The 20,486-nt window shown below is 55.2% G+C and carries 18 protein-coding genes; 9 read left to right on the top strand and 9 right to left on the bottom strand.

The window, feature by feature from the left end:
- Nucleotides 1-41 precede the first annotated feature (41 nt).
- The gene (locus ACR0IM_RS17740; protein ID WP_480642658.1) at nt 42-1,274 is read right to left on the bottom strand and encodes a urate hydroxylase PuuD; all 1,233 of its coding nucleotides are present in this window, start codon (nt 1,272-1,274) and stop codon (nt 42-44) included.
- Between the two features lie 101 nt (nt 1,275-1,375).
- On the opposite strand from ACR0IM_RS17740, the gene ACR0IM_RS17735 reads away from it, so the two are divergent.
- Nucleotides 1,376-2,296 carry a LysR family transcriptional regulator gene (locus ACR0IM_RS17735; protein WP_480595621.1) on the top strand — a complete coding sequence of 307 codons (921 nt, stop codon included), beginning with the start codon at nt 1,376-1,378 and terminating at the stop codon, nt 2,294-2,296.
- A 5-nt stretch (nt 2,297-2,301) separates the two neighbouring features.
- Here the strand turns inward: ACR0IM_RS17735 and uraH are convergent, their stop codons facing one another.
- The gene (gene uraH / locus ACR0IM_RS17730) at nt 2,302-2,655 is read right to left on the bottom strand and encodes a hydroxyisourate hydrolase (RefSeq protein WP_480595623.1); all 354 of its coding nucleotides are present in this window, start codon (nt 2,653-2,655) and stop codon (nt 2,302-2,304) included.
- 147 nt (nt 2,656-2,802) lie between these two features.
- Between uraH and puuE the strand changes: the two genes are divergently transcribed.
- From puuE to ACR0IM_RS17715, 3 genes are read left to right on the top strand one after another with little or no spacing between them, the layout of a single operon-like run.
- The gene (puuE, locus tag ACR0IM_RS17725) at nt 2,803-4,215 is read left to right on the top strand and encodes an allantoinase PuuE (RefSeq protein ID WP_480595627.1); all 1,413 of its coding nucleotides are present in this window, start codon (nt 2,803-2,805) and stop codon (nt 4,213-4,215) included.
- Nucleotides 4,212-4,697, top strand: a complete 486-nt coding sequence (locus tag ACR0IM_RS17720) for an ureidoglycolate lyase (protein ID WP_480642659.1) — start codon at nt 4,212-4,214, stop codon at nt 4,695-4,697. Before puuE ends, ACR0IM_RS17720 begins: the two co-directional genes overlap by 4 nt.
- A 54-nt stretch (nt 4,698-4,751) precedes the next feature.
- Nucleotides 4,752-6,176 carry a uracil-xanthine permease family protein gene (locus tag ACR0IM_RS17715; protein WP_480642660.1) on the top strand — a complete coding sequence of 475 codons (1,425 nt, stop codon included), beginning with the start codon at nt 4,752-4,754 and terminating at the stop codon, nt 6,174-6,176.
- A 548-nt stretch (nt 6,177-6,724) separates the two neighbouring features.
- Here the strand turns inward: ACR0IM_RS17715 and bhcD are convergent.
- The 4 genes from bhcD to bhcA all read right to left on the bottom strand — a co-directional run bounded on the left by bhcD (nt 6,725) and on the right by bhcA (nt 11,172).
- Entirely contained in the window at nt 6,725-7,690 is a 966-nt protein-coding gene (gene bhcD, locus ACR0IM_RS17710; RefSeq protein ID WP_480682715.1) for an iminosuccinate reductase BhcD, read from the bottom strand.
- 117 nt (nt 7,691-7,807) lie between these two features.
- A complete protein-coding gene (bhcC, locus tag ACR0IM_RS17705) occupies nt 7,808-8,971 on the bottom strand; it encodes a 3-hydroxy-D-aspartate aldolase BhcC (protein WP_480642662.1) in 1,164 nt (387 codons plus the stop codon).
- A gap of 42 nt (nt 8,972-9,013) precedes the next feature.
- Entirely contained in the window at nt 9,014-9,982 is a 969-nt protein-coding gene (bhcB, locus tag ACR0IM_RS17700; protein WP_480595693.1) for a beta-hydroxyaspartate dehydratase BhcB, read from the bottom strand.
- A complete protein-coding gene (gene bhcA / locus ACR0IM_RS17695; protein ID WP_480642663.1) occupies nt 9,982-11,172 on the bottom strand; it encodes an L-aspartate--glyoxylate aminotransferase BhcA in 1,191 nt (396 codons plus the stop codon). The genes bhcB and bhcA overlap by 1 nt, the downstream gene beginning before the upstream one ends.
- A gap of 169 nt (nt 11,173-11,341) precedes the next feature.
- On the opposite strand from bhcA, the gene bhcR reads away from it, so the two are divergent.
- Nucleotides 11,342-12,190 (top strand): HTH-type transcriptional regulator BhcR, encoded by an 849-nt coding sequence (gene bhcR / locus ACR0IM_RS17690; RefSeq protein ID WP_480682714.1) that lies wholly within the window; start codon nt 11,342-11,344, stop codon nt 12,188-12,190.
- 10 nt (nt 12,191-12,200) lie between these two features.
- On the opposite strand, the gene ACR0IM_RS17685 is transcribed toward bhcR, so the two are convergent.
- The gene (locus ACR0IM_RS17685) at nt 12,201-13,040 is read right to left on the bottom strand and encodes a bifunctional allantoicase/(S)-ureidoglycine aminohydrolase (protein WP_480682713.1); all 840 of its coding nucleotides are present in this window, start codon (nt 13,038-13,040) and stop codon (nt 12,201-12,203) included.
- Nucleotides 13,041-13,926: 886 nt separating this feature from the next.
- Between ACR0IM_RS17685 and ACR0IM_RS17680 the strand changes: the two genes are divergently transcribed.
- Nucleotides 13,927-14,958 carry a hypothetical protein gene (locus ACR0IM_RS17680; RefSeq protein ID WP_480682712.1) on the top strand — a complete coding sequence of 344 codons (1,032 nt, stop codon included), beginning with the start codon at nt 13,927-13,929 and terminating at the stop codon, nt 14,956-14,958.
- Here the strand turns inward: ACR0IM_RS17680 and ACR0IM_RS17675 are convergent.
- Nucleotides 14,933-16,486, bottom strand: coding sequence for a winged helix-turn-helix domain-containing tetratricopeptide repeat protein (locus ACR0IM_RS17675; RefSeq protein ID WP_480682711.1), 1,554 nt, complete (start codon nt 16,484-16,486; stop codon nt 14,933-14,935). The two genes, ACR0IM_RS17680 and ACR0IM_RS17675, sit on opposite strands and share 26 nt — an antisense overlap.
- A 166-nt stretch (nt 16,487-16,652) precedes the next feature.
- On the opposite strand from ACR0IM_RS17675, the gene ACR0IM_RS17670 reads away from it, so the two are divergent.
- Together ACR0IM_RS17670 and ACR0IM_RS17665 are read left to right on the top strand one after the other, a co-directional pair.
- Entirely contained in the window at nt 16,653-17,609 is a 957-nt protein-coding gene (locus ACR0IM_RS17670) for a homocysteine S-methyltransferase family protein (RefSeq protein ID WP_480682710.1), read from the top strand.
- Nucleotides 17,610-17,742: 133 nt separating this feature from the next.
- On the top strand, nt 17,743-18,027 hold the full coding sequence (locus ACR0IM_RS17665; protein ID WP_480682709.1) for a hypothetical protein: 285 nt from the start codon (nt 17,743-17,745) through the stop codon (nt 18,025-18,027).
- Between the two features lie 256 nt (nt 18,028-18,283).
- On the opposite strand, the gene ACR0IM_RS17660 is transcribed toward ACR0IM_RS17665, so the two are convergent.
- Nucleotides 18,284-19,165, bottom strand: a complete 882-nt coding sequence (locus tag ACR0IM_RS17660) for a LysR family transcriptional regulator (protein WP_480682708.1) — start codon at nt 19,163-19,165, stop codon at nt 18,284-18,286.
- Nucleotides 19,166-19,260: 95 nt separating this feature from the next.
- On the opposite strand from ACR0IM_RS17660, the gene acdA reads away from it, so the two are divergent.
- Nucleotides 19,261-20,478: a 3-sulfinopropanoyl-CoA desulfinase gene (gene acdA, locus ACR0IM_RS17655; protein ID WP_480682707.1), complete on the top strand. Its 1,218-nt coding sequence runs from the start codon at nt 19,261-19,263 to the stop codon at nt 20,476-20,478.
- Nucleotides 20,479-20,486: the final 8 nt, after the last annotated feature.

The raw sequence follows: 20,486 nt of genomic DNA, 5'->3' as shown, positions 1-20,486 counted from the left end.
CCCAGTTTACCTATCCCGCCATTTAAACGAGCGTCTCGCGTCTATTGATCCCTGACTTCACGTACCCACGCAATGATTGTCTGGCGCGATTCTTCATCCATTTGAACCGCCGATGGTGGCGGCATTGCGTGGCTGATCCCGGCCTGCAGATATATCTGGTCGGCCTGACGGGCTACATCACCGGGTGTTTCAAGATACACCTTCTTGGGGGCCCACTTCATTGTGCCATAAACCGGCTCACGCGCGTGGCACATGGAACAATTGCCAAGGACCGTGTCATACGCTTCCTCGAATCCGGCAGCCGACGCATATTTTTGCTCGTATGGCGTCAGCTCCCGTGCTTCTGCGTCTTCCCATGTCTCACCGGTTCTGACCGAAGACAGCCAGGCGATAACAACCATGAGAATAACGGTGACCCCCCAGGTCCAGTGCGGACCTTTTCCGGTTGCGTGCATCGTGTTGAAATAGTGCCGGATGGTCACGCCTGTCAGAAAGATCAGGCTGGCGATGATCCACGAGTACTCTGTTCCGAAGGCTAGCGGGTAGTGGTTCGACAGCATCAGGAACACGACCGGCAGGGTCAGATAATTGTTATGCGTGGAACGCACCTTGGCGATTTTTCCATATTTGGCGTCGGGTGTTCGACCAGCCTTGAGGTCTTCGACCACGATCCGCTGGTTTGGCATGATCTGGAAGAAAACGTTGGCGGTCATGATCGTCGCGGTAAACGCACCAAGATGCAAAAGCGCGGCACGACCGGTGAATATCTGGTTGTAGCCCCAGGACATGATCACAAGGATCACGAACAGCAGCAGCATCAGTACGGTCGGGTGATCGCTCAGCTTCGATTTGCACATCTGATCGTAAAGCAGCCAGCCGATGGTCAGTGATCCGCCAGAGATCAGGATACCCTGCCACAGCGAGAGGTCCACTTTGGTTGGGTCGAGCAGGAACAGCTCGCCGCCGACCCAGTAGATGATCATCAGTAAAGCCGCACCCGAAAGCCACGTCGTGTAGCTTTGCCATTTATGCCAGGTCAGGTGTTCAGGCATCCGTGCAGGCGCCACCAGGTATTTGACGGTGTGATAGAATCCGCCCCCATGCACCTCCCATTCTTCACCGTAGGCCCCTTCTGGCAGGGCAGGGTTCGGCTTCAGCATAAGATCGAGTGCGATAAAGTAGAATGACGCACCAATCCACGCCATCGCGGTGATCACATGCAGCCAGCGGATAGAAAAGGCGATCCACTCCCACATTACGGCCAAGTCGTACATGGCATTGCTCCTAAGATTCTAAGTTCCCGGGCACTCTATGCGATAGAGTTTTCCTCTGGTATTGCTACGAAAGACCAAGCAGTATCAAAAAATGCAAAAAAATGTCCTACTTAGATAACATCCGCACTTTTGTCCGTGTCTACGAATTGGGAAGCATGTCCGCAGCAGGCCGCGATCTGCGCGTCTCGCCAGCGGTCACGTCTGCAAGAATTTCCCAACTGGAAGAACACCTTGGCGTACGATTGTTTCAGCGCACCACGCGCAGTCTCGCCCCGACAGAACAGGGGAAATCCTTCTATCGCGGAGCAACAGATATTCTGGAAGCTGTCCAGAATGCTGAAGCCCAAATCGCCAATATCACTGAGAACCTGAAGGGCTCACTATATGTTGCAGCGCCTTTAGGAGTTGGCAGACGTTTGATAGCACCGCAAGTGCCAAAATTCCTTGCAGAGTACCCTGAAGTGAACGTTAGATTGAGGCTGACTGATCGAAAGGTCGACCTGACGACCGAAGGTCTCGATCTCGCGTTTTTCTTAGGCCAACCGGAAGACAGTAACTTGCGAATTCGCAAGATTGCCGATGTCGAGAGGGTGCTTTGTGCATCCCCCAAATATATAAAAAAACGTGGGATGCCTGAAAGCGGAGACGATATTATCGCCGATGCGCATGAGTGTTTAAGTCTGCGCTTTCCAGGCGCCACCGAGTTTCAGTGGCTTCTAAAAACCCAACTGGGACCCAAGCGATTTCGCGTTTCCGGGCGTTATGAGTCGGACGATGGCGACGTCCTGACGGACTGGGCGCTTGCTGGCCATGGTATTGCGATGAAGCCAATATTTGAGATTGCTCAGCATCTGAAAGCCGGAACTTTGGTTCCGGTGGCAAAGGAAACGCCACCCGAACCGATTCAGATGGCATGTTTATTTACGCACCGCCGAATGCAGGACCCCAAAACGCGCCTCTTTATGGAGTTCATAATCGAGCGCATAGGGTCAACGATTGCGGCGACTAACACGTCCTCTTAGGTCGCTCAGCTACCTCGATATGTCGAAAAGCCGAAAGGCGACAGAAGCAAAGGGACATGGTAATGCGAGTGTTCTGACATCCCGAAACGGATTGGGATCACATCCAAGAAACGCGGAGTCTCGGGAGGCGTGCCCGAGGCATCGAGGTATTCTCCGGCATAAAAAACCAATTCGTATTCACCTGTTGAAAACTCTGCCGTTGGCAAAATCTGCTCATCGGTGCGGCCATCATCATTTGTGACCAGAGTTTTCAGCAATGTGCGATCCGCGCCGTCAATGCGGAACAACTCGATTTTTAAACCCTCGGCAGGGCACCCTCGAGCCGTATCCAGTACGTGCGTTGTAAGATAACCGGTCATTTGCACCTCTCCTCAATTTTGGGTTTTAATATTCCGATTACTTCGCGAGAAGCAAAGGTAGTCTGCCCGAAGGCTCCTTCGCATTCTTTTTGAAAAACATCTCTGATTATTCGGGTTATTCATCACCTCAAGAAGAAGGAAAGTGATGTGACGCGTTATCCAAGAGACATGACCGGCTATGGTTGTCAAATGCCAGTGGCGAACTGGCCAAACGGGGCGAAGATCGCGGTTCAGATCGTGCTGAACTACGAAGAAGGTGGCGAAAACAATATCTTGCACGGCGATGCCGCCTCTGAGGCGTTCTTGTCCGAAATCACGGGTGCTGCCCCATGGCCGGGGCAACGGCATTGGAACATGGAATCCATCTACGAATACGGCAGCCGGGCCGGATTCTGGCGGGTGCTCCACCTTTTGCAGGACGTGCCCGTCACCGTTTACGGCGTCGCTACCGCCCTGGCGCGCGCGCCACAACAGGTGGCAGCGATGAAACGCGCCGGATGGGAAATCGCAAGCCATGGCCTGAAATGGATTGAGCACAAGGACATGGGCGCCGAAGAAGAGCGTGCTCAGATCCGTGAAGCCATCCGACTGCACACCGAAGTCACGGGGCAGCCACCACGTGGCTGGTACACGGGGCGCTGTTCGATGAACACCATCGACCTTGCGGCTGGGGAAGGTGACTTCGCCTACATCGCGGACAGCTATGCCGACGATTTGCCCTATTGGGTAAAGGCTGGCGGCAAGGATCAGTTGATTGTGCCGTACACGCTGGACTGTAACGACATGCGCTTTGCGATTCAGGCGGGCTACACCAATGGCGATCAGTTCGAGAGTTACCTGAAAGACAGTTTCGACATGCTGTATGCCGAGGGTGAGGCCGGTGCGCCCAAAATGATGTCGATTGGCCTGCACTGCAGGTTGATTGGTCGCCCGGGTCGCGCGATGGCGCTGAAGCGCGTGCTGGAACACTTCAAAAAACACGACGGTGTCTGGTTCGCTACGCGCGAACAGATCGCTGATCACTGGACAATGGAGCACCCACCAATGCAACGTCTGACCCCGTCCGAAATGGATCAGTCAACCTTTGTTACTGAGTTCGGTGGTGTATTCGAACACAGCCCGTGGATTGCTGAAGGCGCGTATGATCTGGAGCTTGGGCCGACGCACGATAATGCCGCCGGTGTTCACAACGCGTTGGCGAGGGTGTTCCGGTCTGCAACTGGGGACCAACGCCTCGGTGTCCTGACCGCCCACCCGGACTTGGCGGGTAAGCTTGCCGCGGCTGGTCGCCTGACAAAGGAAAGCACCGCTGAACAGGCCGGAGCCGGTCTGGATATGCTGACCGATGAAGAACGCGCAACATTCACAGCGCTGAACGAGGCCTACACAACCAAGTTCGGCTTTCCTTTCATCATTGCGGTTAAAGACAACACAAAGGCCAGCATCCTGGAAGCTTTCAAACGCCGGATCGACAGCGACCGCGACACCGAATTTGCTGAGGCCTGCCGCCAGGTTGAACGGATCGCCGAATTGCGCCTGATTGAGAAGTTCGGGGCATGACGACGGTCTTGAAAACTCAACCTCTGACTGCGGAGGCTTTTGCGTCGTTTGGCGATATCATCGAAGTGTCAGGCGACGTTGACAAATACATCAACCAAGGAAGATGCGCACGATATCATGACCGTGCCGTGCTCGATTTTCACGATGGACGTCCGGGGATCAGCGTTTTTAAATCCGAAGCTTTCAGCTTTCCTATCAAACTGGAGATGGTTGAACGTCACCCGGATGGCAGCCAAGCGTTCCTGCCCATGTCAGACAAACCCTTCGTTGTGGTTGTAGCCCCCGACGAAGGCGGGGCACCGGGTCAACCGATCGCATTCAAAACAGCTCCGGGGCAGGGCGTGAACTACTTCCGCAATACTTGGCACGGGGTGCTGACCCCACTTTATGCGCCTGGCCTTTTTGCGGTGGTGGATCGAATAGGAACCGGGCCCAACCTCGAAGAGCATTGGTTCGAGGAGGCCTTTACAATCACGGAATGAGGGACCTTGCCGGAAGAGGAGCCGGACAATGTTCCTCAAGGGAGGAAAGACACAATGTCAGATGCATCCATCGGAACGCCGGAACAGCTCCGCGATCCGAATTACTCGCCGCCGCTTCTGAAAGCGGTACCACTGGGAATTCAGCACGTGCTGGCGATGTTCGTTTCCAACGTCACGCCAGCCATTATCGTGTGCGGCGCGGCCGGGTTCGGATTTGGTTCGAACAGCCCCGACTTTCCTCAAATGATCTACATGATCCAGATGTCGATGTTCTTTGCAGGCATCGCGACTTTGTTCCAATCCATTGGTGTAGGCCCGGTTGGCGCCCGGTTACCAATTGTTCAGGGAACGTCGTTTGCCTTCATCCCAATCATGATCCCACTGGTGGTCGGAAAGGGTGTCGATGCCATTGCCGTCTTGATGGGCGGCGTGGTCGTCGGCGGTCTGTTCCATGCCTTCCTTGGGCTGTTCATAGGCCGTCTTCGATTTGCACTTCCACCCTTGGTCACAGGCCTCGTGGTGACCATGATCGGTTTGGCGCTTGTAAAGGTTGGGGTTCAGTATGCTGCCGGCGGTGTGCCTGCCATTGGTACCGAGGAGTATGGTTCGGGCCTTAACTGGTTCATGGCTGGAAGCGTAATTGTGGTGACGCTCGGCCTGAAGTTCTTTGCGCGAGGCATGCTGTCCGTGTCAGCGGTATTGATCGGCTTGTTGGTCGGTTACGCATTGGCATTTGTACTTGGCCAAGTAAATTTGGGTAATGTCGGTAGTGCAGCACCGTTCGCTCTGCCAAACCCGCTGCATTTCGGTCTCGAATTCTCGGTCGCAGCCATCATCGGTTTCTGTGCGATGTCCTTTGTTTCGGCCGTTGAAACGGTAGGGGACGTGTCCGGTATCACCAAAGGCGGCGCCGGACGTGAGGCAACCGACAAGGAGATTCAGGGCGCAACCTACGCCGATGGTATCGGCACCGCGATCTCCGGTCTCTTCGGCGCATTGCCGAACACCTCGTTCAGTCAGAATGTCGGTTTGATTGCCATGACCGGCGTCATGAGCCGCATGGTGGTTACCATCGGGGCTCTTTTCCTGATCGTATGCGGGCTTATTCCGAAAATCGGTGCGATCATCTCGTCGATCCCGATCGAAGTTCTGGGCGGCGGTGTGATCGTGATGTTCGGCATGGTGGTCGCGGCGGGTGTTTCGATGCTGTCGGATGTGAACTGGAACCGGCGCAATATGGTGATCTTTGCGATTTCCCTAAGCCTTGGTTTGGGATTGCAATTGGAGCCCGGCGCGCTTCAGTATCTGCCCGGCACACTCAAGGTTCTGGCCACTTCGGGTATCCTGCCTGCTGCGGTCATCGCAATTATACTGAACTTGGTTCTTCCCGAGGAGCTTTCGGACGAAGCGACAGAAGAAGTTTCAGGCGGTATGGCTGGCCACGGTCTGGGGTCTATTGGCCATGACGATCACGTCTGATGAGGTGAAGGTGAATCTCTGAGCGTCACTGCAACAAAAAAGCGGCGTGCCTGGGCTCGCCGCTTTTTTTCGAGATACCCAACCGCCGAGGCAAGGCTACCAGCCTGACCGATGAATTCGAAATTGGCCTGGCTATTTCTTAACCGAAGGTCGGCACGTCAGTGCCAAAAAACGCTTCAGTTTTGAACAATCCACGCAGTGTCACGCGCAGCGTCACAATGTGGGCGCGATTTTTAACCCCCAGTAGGATTAGTCCAACATCAAGACACTCTGACTCGCTTTTCAAGAGGTTGCGGGTTTCGTCCGATATCCTTTTTTGACACGCCCAAAGCCGAGGCAGTATCCACCTGGTAAAAACTGTTTCCCGGATGCGCCGGACCGGCCATCACGAAATACAGCTTCAAGGCGCTCAAGCCGTATCATTCCACCAATGTCGAATGTCGAATGGCGGAAATGGCAAGGTGGCTGGGGGCTTCAAGTGTTCGCCAGACAGGAAATCACAAAGCGGGTGTAGCCTGTCAGCAAAGACTGGCCGCACCCGGTTTTCTTTAGAATTCTACTTGGATCGCGATCCCTTTCTGAACAGCGAGATCGACCACTGACGCCGCAACGGCTAGATCCTGAAGACCCACGCCGGTACCATCGAACAGTGTGATCTGATCATTGGATGTCCGACCGGGATTTGTGCCGTTGATGACCGCACCAAGCTGGGCAACGTCGCTTTCTTCGATCAGGCCTTGGGCAACGGCGTGCTGTGCTTCGCCGATGGTGACGGATTGCGCGACCTCGTCCGTGAAGACTTTTGCTTTGGCCAACAGCGCCGCTTCCACCTCTTGCTTGCCCTTGGTGTCCGTCCCCATGCATGCAACGTGAGTTCCGGGGCTGACATGATCCGCCATCAGCGATGGAGCAAATGCCGAGGTTATTGAGATGATCACATCCGCCTCTGTCATGCCGTCCAGTTCGACGGCTTCAAAGGGAATGCCGGCTTCGTTGGCGACTTTTTCGATATTCGGCAGCATCTCGGGATGGTAATTCCAGCCAATAACCTTTTCAAATGCGCGCTGTTCCAGCGCCGCGCGAAGCTGAAATGCGGCTTGGTGACCGGCGCCAATCATGCCGATGACCTTGGCGTTTGGGCGGGCAAGGTGTTTGATTGACACGGAAGATGCCGCCGCAGTGCGCAGAGCTGTCAGTAGATTGCCGCCGACCATTGCCGAGGGTTTGCCAGTGTCGGGGTCGAACAGAAACACGGTGGACTGGTGGTTGATCAACCCGCGCTTTTCCAGATTGTTCGGCCAGTAGCCTCCCGCCTTAAGACCAAGTGTTAGCCCCGCGCGGTCAAACCCGCCCTTGAATCCATAAAGTGCATCTTCATGTCCGATGGCTTCGCGCACGACCGGAAAGTTATAGGCGTCACCCGACGCCATGGCAGCAAAGACCTGTTCCACGGCATCAAAGGCCGCGTCACGGGTCATGAGGTCAGCGATTTCACGCTCGGGTACGATCAACATGTCTTTCTCCGTTCAGAATTCGTGCGCCCGCGTGCTTTTCCCGAAGGGAGGGAGTGCACACGGGCGGCTATCCGGCTACGTCCGAGCCGGACTTTCCTGTTTTATATAGGCTCTGGCTCAATAAGCGTGACCTCGGGCGGAGACGGGCCAAACGCATTCAACCTTGCCGTTCCGGACGCCAACATACCAATCGTGCACGTTTGCGGTCGGGTCGCAGTGACCGGGAACCAGCTTGAGCTTATCGTTGACGTTCAGCACCCCGTTCGGATCCATCACAACCCCATGCTCGTCCGAGCATTTGATGTATTCGACATCGTCGCGCCCGAAGACAACCGGCAGACCGCTGTCAACCGACTGGGCCTTAAGACCTGCATCGACGATGGCCTTGTCGACCTTGGCGTGGCTCATGACGCTGGTCAGGATGAAGAACGCGTTTTCCCATTCGCCCCGGTCGATGCGGTTGCCGTCCTTGTCGAGGATGCGGCCATAGTCTGCATCCATGAATGCGTAGGACCCGCACTGCAGTTCGTTGTACACGCCCGAATTGGACTCGAAGTAGTAGGAACCGGTGCCACCACCCGAGACCAGCTCACATTCGATGCCTTCGGCCTTAAGTCCCTCAACGGCGTCTTTTACCATCGCGATGGCGGTGTCGAGCTTTTCCTTGCGCGCCTCGTAGGTGTCGAGGTGCTGCATGGCTCCCTGATAGGCCTGAATACCGGTGAATTTCAGGTTGTCGGCGGCTTCTACCGCTTTGGCGATCTCGATTACTTCGGGCGTCGTGGTTACGCCGCAGCGCCCGGCGCCGCAGTCGATTTCGACGAAGACCTCAAGCTGTGTCCCGTGATCCACCGCCGCGCCCGAAAGATCCGCGACATTGTCCAGATCATCAACACATACGATGATGCGGCTGCCCAGTTTTGGCAGGCTGGCAAGACGGTCGATCTTGGCTGGGTCTCGCACCTGGTTCGACACCAAGACGTCTTTGATGCCGCCGCGCACGAACACCTCAGCCTCCGAGACTTTCTGACAGCAAACACCGACCGCACCGCCGATTTTCTCTTGCAGCTTGGCCACATCGACCGACTTGTGCATTTTCCCGTGCACGCGGTGACGCATGCCATGGGCCTTGGCGTAATCGCCCATTTTCTTGATGTTGCGCTCAAGCGCGTCGAGATCCAATATCAGGCTGGGGGTCTGGATATCTGCTTCATCCATTCCGGGCTTGGCCGGAATGTCATAGCCTACTTCGAATTGGTCGAGATTGGTCATATCTTTCATTTCCGTCTTCCTATGTCGGGATTGATGTCTGTTGGATTGCGGTCAGGCATTCAGCCAAGGCAGCTTGTCCAGATCGACATTGCCCCCGGTGATGATCAGACCGACACGCTTACCCTTGAAAGCGTCCGGGTTCTTCAGGATCGTGGCCAGCGGTACGGCCGAGGATGGCTCCATCACGATCCGCAGGTGTTTCCACGTCAACTTCATCGCATCGATAATCTCTTGTTCCGATGCGGTGTAGATTTCGGTGACGTGGTTTGACACGAAATGCCAGGTGAGGTCTTTAAGCGGAACCAGCAGCCCGTCGGCAATCGTCTTTGGCGCGTCGTCCGCGATGATGTGGCCAGCCTTGAAGCTGCGATAAGCATCGTCGGCCTGTTCGGGCTCTGCCGCTATGATCGCTGTTTCCGGGGCTAGAGTGGACAGAGTCAGACACGTGCCGGACACCATGCCACCGCCACCAATGGGGGCGACGACTGCGTCCAGCCCGTCGGTTTGCTCAATAAACTCACGTGAACAGGTACCTTGCCCGGCGATTACGCGCGGATCGTTGTAGGGATGAACAAAATCCCCACCCGTGGCCGCCTGCACCTCGGCAAATGTCGCTTCTCGAGATGAGGTGGATGGCTCACATTCGGTGATCTTCCCGCCATAGCGACGAACCGTGTCCTTCTTGGCCTGCGGTGCCGTACGCGGCATTACCACGTTACAGGGAATACCCCGTTTCATCGCCGCATAGGACAGGCATGAGGCGTGGTTGCCCGAGGAATGAGTCGCAACGCCCTTTTTCGCCTGCTCCTCATCCAGCCCGAACACCGCATTTGTGGCGCCTCGTACCTTGAACGCACCCGGTTCCTGAAAGTTCTCACATTTGAAGAACAGCTGCGCCCCGGTCAGTTCGTTCAGGTGGTCCGAAGTGCGGACCGGAGTGCGGCGGATGAAAGGTTCTATCCGATCATGCGCCGCCAGCATGTCCTCATAAGTTGGGATGTACATGTTGCAATCCTTCATCATGCAGCGTCCTTCTGAACGGCAGCGGGATGACCACGGTAGTATTCCTGTGCGGCCGCCACGCCCGAGCCAAGCTCAATGTTCAGGCCCAGATCAGCCATGCACATTTCAGCGGTGGCGATGCCGGACAGAGCCATGACATCCGTCAGGCTGCCCAGGTGTCCGATGCGGAACACCTTGCCGGCAACTTCGCCAAGGCCAACGCCAAAGGCGACGCCATATTTGTCTGCGGCATGGGTAACGATATCCGTCGCGTTGAACCCGTTCGGTGTTCGGATCGCGCTTACGGTGTCAGAATACACTGACGGGTTTGCTGCACACAGCTCCAGCCCCCAGGCACCCACGGCGGCGCGGACACCTTCGGCGATACGGGTATGTCGGGCAAAAACGTTTTCCAGACCTTCACTCAGCAGCATGTCGCAGGCCTGGTTGAGGCCATTCATCAAGCCAACAGCGGGCGTGTAGGGATAGGCATTATTGGCGTAACCCTTGGCCATGTCATGCACATCAAAGAAGGTACGGGGCAAGGTACCGGTCTCGGTCGCTTCCATCGCCTTCTGACTAAAGCCAACGATGGCAAGGCCCGCAGTCAGCATGAAACCTTTTTGCGAACCCGTGACGGCGACGTCGACGCCCCATTCGTCAAAACGGAAGTCCATGGAAGCGATCGATGAGACACCATCGACAAACAGCATGGCAGGGTGCCCGGCGGCATTCAGTGCCTTGCGTACGGCGGCAATGTCCGACTTTACGCCGGTTGCCGTTTCGTTATGCGTGGCGAGAACGACCTTGATTTCGTGGTTGGTGTCGGCGGTCAGAATCTCTTCGTAGCGGTCGGCGGGCAGCCCGTCGCCCCAAGGGGTCTCGACGATCTCGACATTCAGCCCATGGCGTTGGCACATGTCGATCCAGCGGTGGCTGAACATGCCGTTACGGGCAGCCAGAACCTTGTCACCCGCTGACAGGGTATTGGTCAAAGCCGTCTCCCAACCACCGGTCCCGGTTGAGGGGAAAATAAAGACTTCGGCGCTTTCGCTTTTCAGAATTTTACGAACGCCCGTGCGCGCAGGATGCAGAATCTGCCCGAACAGCGGCGAGCGATGGTCGATCGTCGGCATATCGCAGGCCTTGCGCAGGCTTTCAGGAATATTGGTCGGGCCCGGGATGAAAACGGGGTTTTGAAAGCTCATGGATGGTCTCCTTCGGTCGTTGCTGACACAATAGAGCCAAGCCATTCAGTTCGAAATTTTTTTGAAAACGCATTTCAAAATACAGCTTAAGAAATTTAACTTATAGTTGTCAGTGCCTTATATTTTTCATATGTTGAATTCGTCTTTCACATATGATCAGAGGGTTTTTATGAATTCTCAAGATAATGACCCAAAATCCCGCCGCAAATCCCGGGGAAGACCGCGGGGATGGGATGACAAAACCGCTCAGAACACGATCAAATCTCTGGATCGTGCGATGGAGGTTTTCGAATACCTGAGCAAGGCGCAAGGCAAGGCGTTGACCACGCTGTCCGACGAAATGCGCCAATCCCCGGCGACAGTGTACCGTATCCTCGTGACGTTGGAGGGCAGGGGGCTTGTCGAGTTCGATCACGACGAACAGGTCTGGCATATCGGCCCGCGTGCGTTTGTCATTGGTTCACGCTTTCTGCGCCGCACTAGTCTTGTCGACCGGGCCAGACCGATCATGCGCAAGCTGATGGAAGTAACGGGTGAGACCGCCAATCTTGGTGTCGAGAAGGAAGGCTCTGTCCTTTTTCTGAGCCAGGTTGAGACGCATGCCAGCATTCGAGCATTCTTTCCGCCGGGTACACTTTCGCCAATGCACGCATCGGGGATAGGCAAAGCGTTGCTGGCTCACATGGATGAAGATCGGCTGAACAGACTGTTGAGCACCGTGGACTTGCAATCTTTCACGGACAGATCAATTACCGATCCAGAGGCGTTGAAAGCCGACCTTGCAGTTGTCAGAGCGCAAGGCTTTTCGGTGGACAACGAGGAAAAAAACTCGGGCATGCGATGTATTGCAGCCCCGGTTTTCGACATCAATCGCGAGGCGGTTGCCGGGATCTCGGTTTCTGGGCCGACAAGCCGGATCGGCGAAGCCGAGATTGAACAGCTGAGCCGCCCCGTAATTGAGGCGGCACATCAATTGACCCATGCAATCGGTGGGGCTGTTATTCCACCGCCGTCCTGAGCCGTCGGTGCTACCGACAGGCGACCGAAGCCGGTCGCAGCGCCATGTGCCGGTTCACATCCTTGTAGAGCAGGTAGCGAAACTTGCCCGGACCACCTGCATAACAGGCCTGAGGGCAGAATGCGCGCAACCACATGTAATCGCCGGCTTCGACTTCGACCCAGTCACTGTTCAACCGGTAGACAGCCTTTCCTTCCAGAACATATAGGCCATGTTCCATAACATGGGTTTCAAGGAAGGGGATGACGGCGCCGGGCTCGAAGGTCACCACCGTGACATGCATGTCGTGACGCAGGTCACTTGGGTCGACAAATCGCGTCGTGGCCCATTTGCCATCGGTCCCGGGCATTGGTGTCGGCGCTATGTCGTTTTCGTTGAGTATCAGAACATCGGGTTTTTCCAACCCGTCTACAGCTTCGTAAGCCTTTCGAATCCAGTGAAACCGCAGTGTCTCATCTGCCCGATTGTGCAAGGTCCATTCAATAGCGGGCGGCAAATAGGCATAGCCACCTTGTGTTAGCTCGTGCGTCTGGCCTCCTACACTTAGCGTCGCGGTTCCTTCGACGACAAATAGCACACCTTCGGCCCCGGGGTCGGTCTCGGGCCGGTTAGAACCGCCACCGGGCTGCACCTCCATGATGTATTGCGAAAAGGTTTCGGCAAAGCCGCTTAGCGGTCGTGAAATAACCCACAAACGGGTCTGGTCCCAAAACGGAAGAAAACTGGTCACAATGTCCCGCATTGTCCCTTTCGGAATCACAGCATAGGCGTCTGTAAAAACGGCGCGATCTGTCAACAACTGGTCTTGTCCGGGATGCCCGCCATGTGGCGCGAAGTATTTGTTGTTCATGTATGCTCCTGACGAATAACCGTGTCCGTCAACATATGCTTCGGTTGAAGGGGTTGGACCAGTCGTAAGGGAACAACAGCTCCATCTGGAAAAATTTGATAATCTCACGAATTTTTCGGCGACCGTGGTGATGCTAGCAAGCCGATCAGGATACTCCGCAAAGCTGTTGAACTCCTAAAACCAGCACCTCTTCGCTCGCCACTGTTGCATTGCCTGGATCAGTTGCTGGATTGGGTAGCATGCCTCTTTCAGGCAACCTGTGAGTAGAGGTTGGTGATGCCCTTGATTTTGTTCCGGACTTCAGTCGGGCAGCTGTGACGCATACTTTGCAGAACTATTAAGACGGAAAATATGCTTAAGACGGAAAAAGCTGTGTTCAGATGGCCAGCTTCGCAAACTGTTTGAACGGGCATATTCCGAGCCCGAACGGCCTTTACGGATTATCTGTGCAACTTCGATGCAGTTCAGTGTGGCGGATGCAGATACAAAAAAGTTGCGTCAGAGCATGAGCCTTATCCATTCGCCAGGATTGATTGCGACTACGTCTCTGGCGACGTGCTCGGTCAGCGACCAGCGGTGAATACCTAACACCCGGCGGTTCAAAGATGCATGATCGACGGAAATACCGCGTCCTGTGGAGAAATGTGTGCCATTGAATGAGATTGCCACTACCCGCCTTGTTCGAAATCCGAGACGCATTTAACAAAGGTGCCCCCCTCGGACAGACAGGGTTAAAAATCTGCGACAAAGCCACCAGAGGTTGTTTTCTGATTATTTTGAAGGACCCAAGCTAGCCAAAAAGTTCGTTTTCGGAAACGTTGACCAGTAACTTAGTGTGATCAAACATCGAACTAGAGTAGCAACCTGACTTGGCGAGGATGGGAAATTGACGAGTTTTTTCATAATCGCCTTGGCTGTTACCGTTCTGAACACTATGCCAATTTGGCTGGCTGAACTGGCTGATAAATGCGGTATTTCCGACATAACGGTAGGCTTGTTGGCAAGCATCGTCCTATTATCATCTGCGGCGGGATGCGCGATTGGAGCCGACACACGACATAGAGCATTGCCTCGTGCCGCGGGGATTGTTGCGTTCTGCGGAATTGCTGGTGCTGCGATGGTACAGGCTATTCCGAAGACGATTTTGTTTGCCGGGGCAAGCAGTACAGGTCTGTCGTTAGGCATTGTTTTAGCTCTGCCCCTGTCGCGCAGTTTCGCGGAGACAAAGGTTCTGCGAATGATAGGCAATGGAATGGCGATCGGCTGTACCGCTTCCTTTGTTCTGCTGGTTGGTATCCATGTATTCGAGTTATCATTGCTGCCTTTTTTGGCCCTTCTAGCGGCGATGCAGGTGGCCCTGCTGTTTTGGAAAATGCCTGTACCAAGCAAGCGCAGTATCAGGCACTTAAACTGGAAAAAGGACGTTAGCTTGCTGCCGTTCTTTGCATGTATGGGCGCTTATTGGGCCTTTCTCGAAGTGTTCTCGGTTGAGCTAAACCTTGGCAGCCTCAGCGCCTGGCTAGCCGGAAGCCTGTTGCTGTCCGGTTTGGGTTCTTACCTTGCTGGTCTCATGCCGAACCGGCTGAGACTGCAGGCTGGGATAATTGGTCTGTTACTCGCCGCCTTTGCCGGCGGGCTTACCTATTTATCTAAAACCGAGTTGCTGATTGGCGCCACTATCCTGATCAACGCATTCGGCTTGTTCCTGTTTTTTCCGCTGTACCTGGATCGGACAGACGCCCCGGCGGCGGGTATGGCACGTTACCTTCTGGGGTTTGCATTGGGTGGCGTAACCGGGAGCCTCGCAATCGCAGTGGGGGGCTATCCGGCTTTGGCCGCCGCCGTTGCGGTCTCAGGTTTGATCGCCGTGCCCGCAATGAGGCGTCTGCGGTCTAATTCGGGTATTCCGGAATTCTGAGCCCGGCCTTTCGCCATCCTCGCACAGCCATCTCTCCGCGTTCCGGAGTTATTCCGGTCAAAGCGAGTTCTTCATAGACGACGTCCTCGAAGATCGGAAACATCTCTCGCATGACTTCGACTGACGCTTGTGCTTTTTCAGTGTTGCCCAATTCGCCATGAAGCCAAGCAAGGTGCGCCTGATACCAAAAGAAGTCGGGCATGGGAACTTTTTCGATCTCTACCAGCGCCGCCTCGATAAAACCTTGAGATGCATAGAGCCAGCATCGTGCGTAATGGTACCATCCGGGATGGACCGGACTTAGTTCAATAGCCCTATCCAGCAATTCGACGGCGCGATCATATTCACCTAAAAACAGATGGCAGGACCCGATCTCGGCCAAAACATCGCAGTGGCCGGAATTCAGTTCCAGCGCTCGTTCGGCGGCGACCCTGAATCCGGCAATGTCCATCTGATAGTAGATAGTCAGCGCCAGTGTCATTTGCGCAAAGGCATTTAGCCCATCGCATTCCACCGCCTTGCGCGCAGCTTCTGCTGATAGCGCCAAGGCATCTACGTCAGGGCGCTGGTTGACGTGATAGCGGTACTCTTCCAGTAACAGCATGGCATAGGCCGCCCACCCATCTGATGATTGGGGATCAGTTTCGAGCGCGTCCTTTAACCTGTCCCGAATGTCTGCATGTATGGAATGATCGTAGGACCGGTAATACTCATAAAACTGCGTAACGAGAAAATACGTGTCCCAGGAACGCGTACGTCCGTCCGGTAGGGATCGAGCGACCTGTTTCGCAACGAGGCCGTGGCGGCTACCGAGGCGCCCTGCAATCAAAGTGGCAATGTCTTCCTGAATGTCAAACAGGTCTTCGGGTCCGCCACCGCGATCGAATTGCTCCGTGGCGACCAGCCTGCCGTTACGGGCCTCGGTCACCTGCACGGTCACCCGCAGCTGGCTTTGAGACCTTCGGATGCTGCCTTCGACGACATGGGTGACCCCAAATCTATCCGACATCTCGGAGTTTGAAACCTTATCCGTGGCCAATTGGGCGGTTGTGCGATGTGACAACAGTGTGAGTTCGCGAAACCGCGACAGGTTGGTGATCGTATCTTCGGTCAACCCTTCGGCCAGAATCCCGTCGTTAAAACTCGTACCCAAACTTCTGAACGGAAGAACCGCAAGAACAATTCCGTCCGGCGCCGGCGTGTCTTGTGTGTTGGTCGCGGCGGTGTCGATTTCAGCGACAAAGCGGAAACCTTTCCCATGCACTGTCCGGATTGTGTGCTGATCCCGCCCTGTGTCACCAACCGCCTGGCGGGCTTCTTTCATAGCGGTCGACAAAGTAGCGTCAGTGATAAACCGGCCTTGCCACACCTGGTCGACCAGCTCGTCCTTCAGCACTACCCGATCCCGGTTCGTAATGAGGTACTCCAGAATTTGCAGGGTCTGAGGGGTCAGACTTTTACAGACCTCACCACGCGATATCTGAAAGAGATCGGTATCAATCGTACAATCATTGAACGCGTATTTCATGCCCCGGAACCGATCATGTTTGAAACAATTCTCGTTTGAAACAGCCTACCCCTCATACTTTCTCAGGAAAAGCTCAGATGCGGTTCAAGGTTCGAGCCCGGGCCGTTGCTATTCCCGTTTCATACGTAACGGCCCCAGTGAGGGGCCTGGAAACAGGAGAATAGCAATGAAGTATCGCAATGCGCTGCCGCAGTTGAATGGCACTCGGATGGTGGCTGATGGTGGCCTTGAAACCACCCTGGTCTTTCACGACGGGATCGATCTGCCGCTGTTTGCAGCCTTCAAAGCGCTGGAAAGCCAGGAGGGTATCGACGCCATAGACAGGTATATGCGCGGGTTCGCTCGGCTGGCCGTCAACCATCGTCGTGGGTTCATAATGGACACCCCAACCTGGCGTGCCAGTCCCCGCTGGGCGGCAGAATTGGGAGTGGACCGTGATCAGCTGAAAGAGGTTCACCGGGAGGTTATCGCAACGCTGGTGAGGATGCGGGCGGACCATGAAACTCAGGACTCTCCTTTTGTAATCAACGGAGTGATCGGGCCGCACAGCGACGGTTACGCCCCGACGGAAAAAATGAGCGTACCTGAAGCTGAAGCCTATCATCAGACTCAGGTTAATTGGTTCGCCGGAATGGGTGCAGACATGGTTTCAGCGATCACGATGACCTATGCCGACGAGGCGACCGGCATCGTGCGCGCCGCGCAATCTGCGGATATTCCGGTAGTGATTTCGTTCACCGTCGAAACCGACGGCCGACTGCCTTCAGGTCAGGGCCTGCGCTCTGCCATTGAACAGGTCGACAGAGCCACGGGAAGCACTGCGGCGTACTTCATGATCAACTGTGCGCATCCCGATCATTTCCGCTCCGTTCTGGAACAAGGCGGCGATTGGACGAAGCGGATTATGGGTGTGCGGGCCAACGCGTCGCGCCTGTCACATGCTGAGCTGGACGAAGCAGAGGAGTTGGATGACGGGAACCCGCAAGAGTTCGGCGAGTTGCATCTGGAGCTTGCACAACTTCTTCCCAATTTGACCGTCATTGGCGGGTGTTGCGGTACTGACCATCGCCATGTCGAGCATGTTTGCAAGGCAGCACAGCAACCAACCGCCGTAACCGTCTGACTAGGTTTTTTTGTTCAAATAGGCCGGATCATAGAATCACGCAGTCATCGCGGTTGGACGAAGATTCCACAGAATTTTGCGGCCTGACGGTCCCGGCAGATCCGGCGCTATCGCACCGAACATAGGAGTTAAAATGACGATGGAACGTAATTTATTTTCCTGCCGACGCGGCCTCTTATTTCAAGCGATTGATGCTATTGCACCAATTGGAAGAGGAAAGCGAGGCGATTCCCTTTTTAAGGTATTCACCAGCCTGTTTTCGCGTTTGCGCAGCTCTACAATTCGTAAATACCGCTTGAAGCGGGATCTCCGGCATGTGTCTCAGCTTGATAAACGTATGCTGAATGACATTGGTCTGGACCCGGAACTCTACCACAGGGACTTGCGTTATGGACGTGATGCGGGCTGGCGCTTGTAATTTCAACGGCACCGGACGCGTCTAAAGGGAACGCTTCCCCAATTGCCCGAGGTGTGCTCGGCAAATTCTGGGCACACCAAATCTCAGGAGCCAAGCCAAGGATGAGATTTTTTGAAAGCTCTAGACCATGGACTTTCTTAGCTTTGGGGCCTGTCTGACGAGGGGCGTTATCCAGTTGAAGGCTGATCCATGGTTTCTTTCGAAGCAGCTTTTATATTCTCATCTGTTCAACTGAGGCAGCTAGCGTAAGAAAGGCCTATCTTATTCGCTGAGTCTCATCGGCCGAAAACAACGCCGCGAGTGCAGTTTCCCTTTCAGCCAGTGCTCCCTCGCGGACGGTGGCAAGAACAAGTTTTCTGACCGACGCCTGCGGATGACGGACGGTATTGACGTCGGCAGACCGATACCGAACAACATCGGGGGTGGGCAGAAGCGTAAAACCCAAACCCGCCGAGACACACCCCATGATCGCTTCAAGGTTATCGAGGACGATTGTCTCGGAACTCTTTGGTCTTTTGTGCTTCAGCATCTCGCCAGCAATGAGTTTCCCGATTCCGGTGTCGGGCATGAAATGAAAGAAGGGCTGGGCACTTAATAGACCTGCGAGGCCGTCTTTCAGCAAACTCTTGTGGGCCGCAAAGACAAAGGGTTCCTCTCGAAGCACCAATTCCGCAAGCGCGTCGGGAACACCATCGGCATCCGTGACAAGGGCGGCATCAAGCTGTCCGTTCACGACCTTCTCCTGCAGTGTCTTGGACAGACCGGTTTCAAACGCGAAGGTCGCTTGCGGCGCATGATGCTTTGCGTTTTTCAGGAATTCCGGCAGCAGGCGAACGGCAGCAGTTGTGACAAATCCAATTCGGAAATGCCCGACCAGCGTGTCCGTCGGGCGACAGATTTCGAGAAGGTTATCTTCGTGCTGCAGGAGCGGGATCGCTGCCTCGACGATGGTTCGACCGATTGGTGTAAGTCGCGGTGGTCGTACGGAGCGGTCAAAGAGGTCGACGCCAAGCTCCGTCTCGAGCGCCTTCATCTGCATGGATAGGGCGGACAATGTCATGTTCTGTTGCTCGGCCGCCTTCGCAAAGGAGCCAACCGTCGAGATCCGCACGAGGGTTCTGAGAGAGCGTGTCTGCATAACTTAAGCAATATTGTAATAGATAACCAATCTTATTTAATTGTGTAGTATTTTAGCAAGCGTATTCTGGTTAAAACGGAAGTGAGGGATACGCCATGACACATCCACTTGTGAACGTCGCAAGAGAACTGGCCCCAGCATTTGAGAAACGCGCCGCAGAGTGGGACAAATCGCGCGTCTATTGCTGGCAAAACGTTGGTGAGCTGGCCGATGCTGGCATAATGGGTATGTCCATTCCAAAGGAATATGGCGGGCAGGGCGCGAGCTTTTTGGATGTGGCCATGGTGGTCGAAGAGATCGCGAAAGCCTGCACCCTGACGGCCCGCATCGTTGTCGAAGGCAACATGGGCGGCATCAGTGCGGTCATGGGATACGGCAATGACGAGCAGAAGGCTTTTTGCGCTTCGCATGTCTTGGCAGGAGACAAACCCGCGATCTGCATAACGGAACCTGACGCGGGTAGTGCCGCGACTGAAATGCGGACCACCGCGAGGAAACGGGGCAACACATATGTCGTCAATGGGACCAAGCACTGGATTACAGGCGGTGGGGTTTCGAAGCTCTACCTGGTTTTTGCCCGCGTTCTCGATGAGGCAGGCGTGGAACAGGGGATTGGCGGCTTCATTCTGTTTGCCGATCCGATCTCGGGTAACATGCCAAAGGGCTTCACCGTGGTGGACCGCGAATACACAATGGGCCTCTGCGGTATGCCCGAAGCAGAATTGCGGTTCGAGAATGTCGAGATCGACGAGAAATGGCTGGTCAAACCGCCTTCAGGTCTCAAGCGCGGTTTTGCCGACCTTATGAACGCCTACAATACGCAACGCGTAGGCGCGGGCACCATTGCCATGGGTGTCGCGGCAGGTGCGCTCGGACATGCCAAACGCTATCTCCTCAAACGCGAACAATTCGGACGCTTGCTCGCGGAATTCCAGGGGCTTCAATGGATGCTCGCAGATATGGACACGCAAGTACATGCAGCCCGGCTGCTTCTCCATGAAGCGGCGCGCTCGCGTGGTCCGAACGGCAGTCTGTATCCTGACATGACAATGGCCGCCCGCGCCAAGCTCTTTGCGTCTGAGATGGCCATAAAGGTGGTCAGCGACGCGCTGCAAATGTTCGGCGCACGGGGCTACTGCGATCGCGAACCTCTGGAGCGGATGTATCGCGATGTGCGCATGTTCACCATCGGTGGCGGGACCGCACAGATCCTTCGAACCCAAGTCGCCGGGAACATTCTTGGCATCAAAACACCACAGACGCGTGACGGTTATGCACACCTGACGGACACCACGCGCTACGCGGCTGAATAGGGGACCCC

The organism is Ruegeria sp. BF6 (assembly GCF_056538665.1).
The sequence above is the reverse complement of the archived record's forward strand: the minus strand, read 5'-3'. Positions and strand labels throughout refer to the sequence as shown.

What these genes read in the sequence shown, in the direction of transcription:
- bhcB (WP_480595693.1), bottom strand. Translation starts at nt 9,982, where the DNA reads ATGAAGGATTGCAACATGTACATCCCAACTTATGAGGACATGCTGGCG.
- ACR0IM_RS17735 (WP_480595621.1), top strand. Translation starts at nt 1,376, where the DNA reads ATGTCCTACTTAGATAACATCCGCACTTTTGTCCGTGTCTACGAATTG.
- ACR0IM_RS17685 (WP_480682713.1), bottom strand. Translation starts at nt 13,040, where the DNA reads ATGAACAACAAATACTTCGCGCCACATGGCGGGCATCCCGGACAAGAC.
- ACR0IM_RS17675 (WP_480682711.1), bottom strand. Translation starts at nt 16,486, where the DNA reads ATGAAATACGCGTTCAATGATTGTACGATTGATACCGATCTCTTTCAG.
- ACR0IM_RS17670 (WP_480682710.1), top strand. Translation starts at nt 16,653, where the DNA reads ATGAAGTATCGCAATGCGCTGCCGCAGTTGAATGGCACTCGGATGGTG.
- bhcD (WP_480682715.1), bottom strand. Translation starts at nt 7,690, where the DNA reads ATGTTGATCGTACCCGAGCGTGAAATCGCTGACCTCATGACCCGTGAC.
- acdA (WP_480682707.1), top strand. Translation starts at nt 19,261, where the DNA reads ATGACACATCCACTTGTGAACGTCGCAAGAGAACTGGCCCCAGCATTT.
- bhcC (WP_480642662.1), bottom strand. Translation starts at nt 8,971, where the DNA reads ATGAAAGATATGACCAATCTCGACCAATTCGAAGTAGGCTATGACATT.
- ACR0IM_RS17660 (WP_480682708.1), bottom strand. Translation starts at nt 19,165, where the DNA reads ATGCAGACACGCTCTCTCAGAACCCTCGTGCGGATCTCGACGGTTGGC.
- bhcR (WP_480682714.1), top strand. Translation starts at nt 11,342, where the DNA reads ATGAATTCTCAAGATAATGACCCAAAATCCCGCCGCAAATCCCGGGGA.
- ACR0IM_RS17740 (WP_480642658.1), bottom strand. Translation starts at nt 1,274, where the DNA reads ATGTACGACTTGGCCGTAATGTGGGAGTGGATCGCCTTTTCTATCCGC.
- ACR0IM_RS17720 (WP_480642659.1), top strand. Translation starts at nt 4,212, where the DNA reads ATGACGACGGTCTTGAAAACTCAACCTCTGACTGCGGAGGCTTTTGCG.
- ACR0IM_RS17665 (WP_480682709.1), top strand. Translation starts at nt 17,743, where the DNA reads ATGACGATGGAACGTAATTTATTTTCCTGCCGACGCGGCCTCTTATTT.
- ACR0IM_RS17715 (WP_480642660.1), top strand. Translation starts at nt 4,752, where the DNA reads ATGTCAGATGCATCCATCGGAACGCCGGAACAGCTCCGCGATCCGAAT.
- bhcA (WP_480642663.1), bottom strand. Translation starts at nt 11,172, where the DNA reads ATGAGCTTTCAAAACCCCGTTTTCATCCCGGGCCCGACCAATATTCCT.
- uraH (WP_480595623.1), bottom strand. Translation starts at nt 2,655, where the DNA reads ATGACCGGTTATCTTACAACGCACGTACTGGATACGGCTCGAGGGTGC.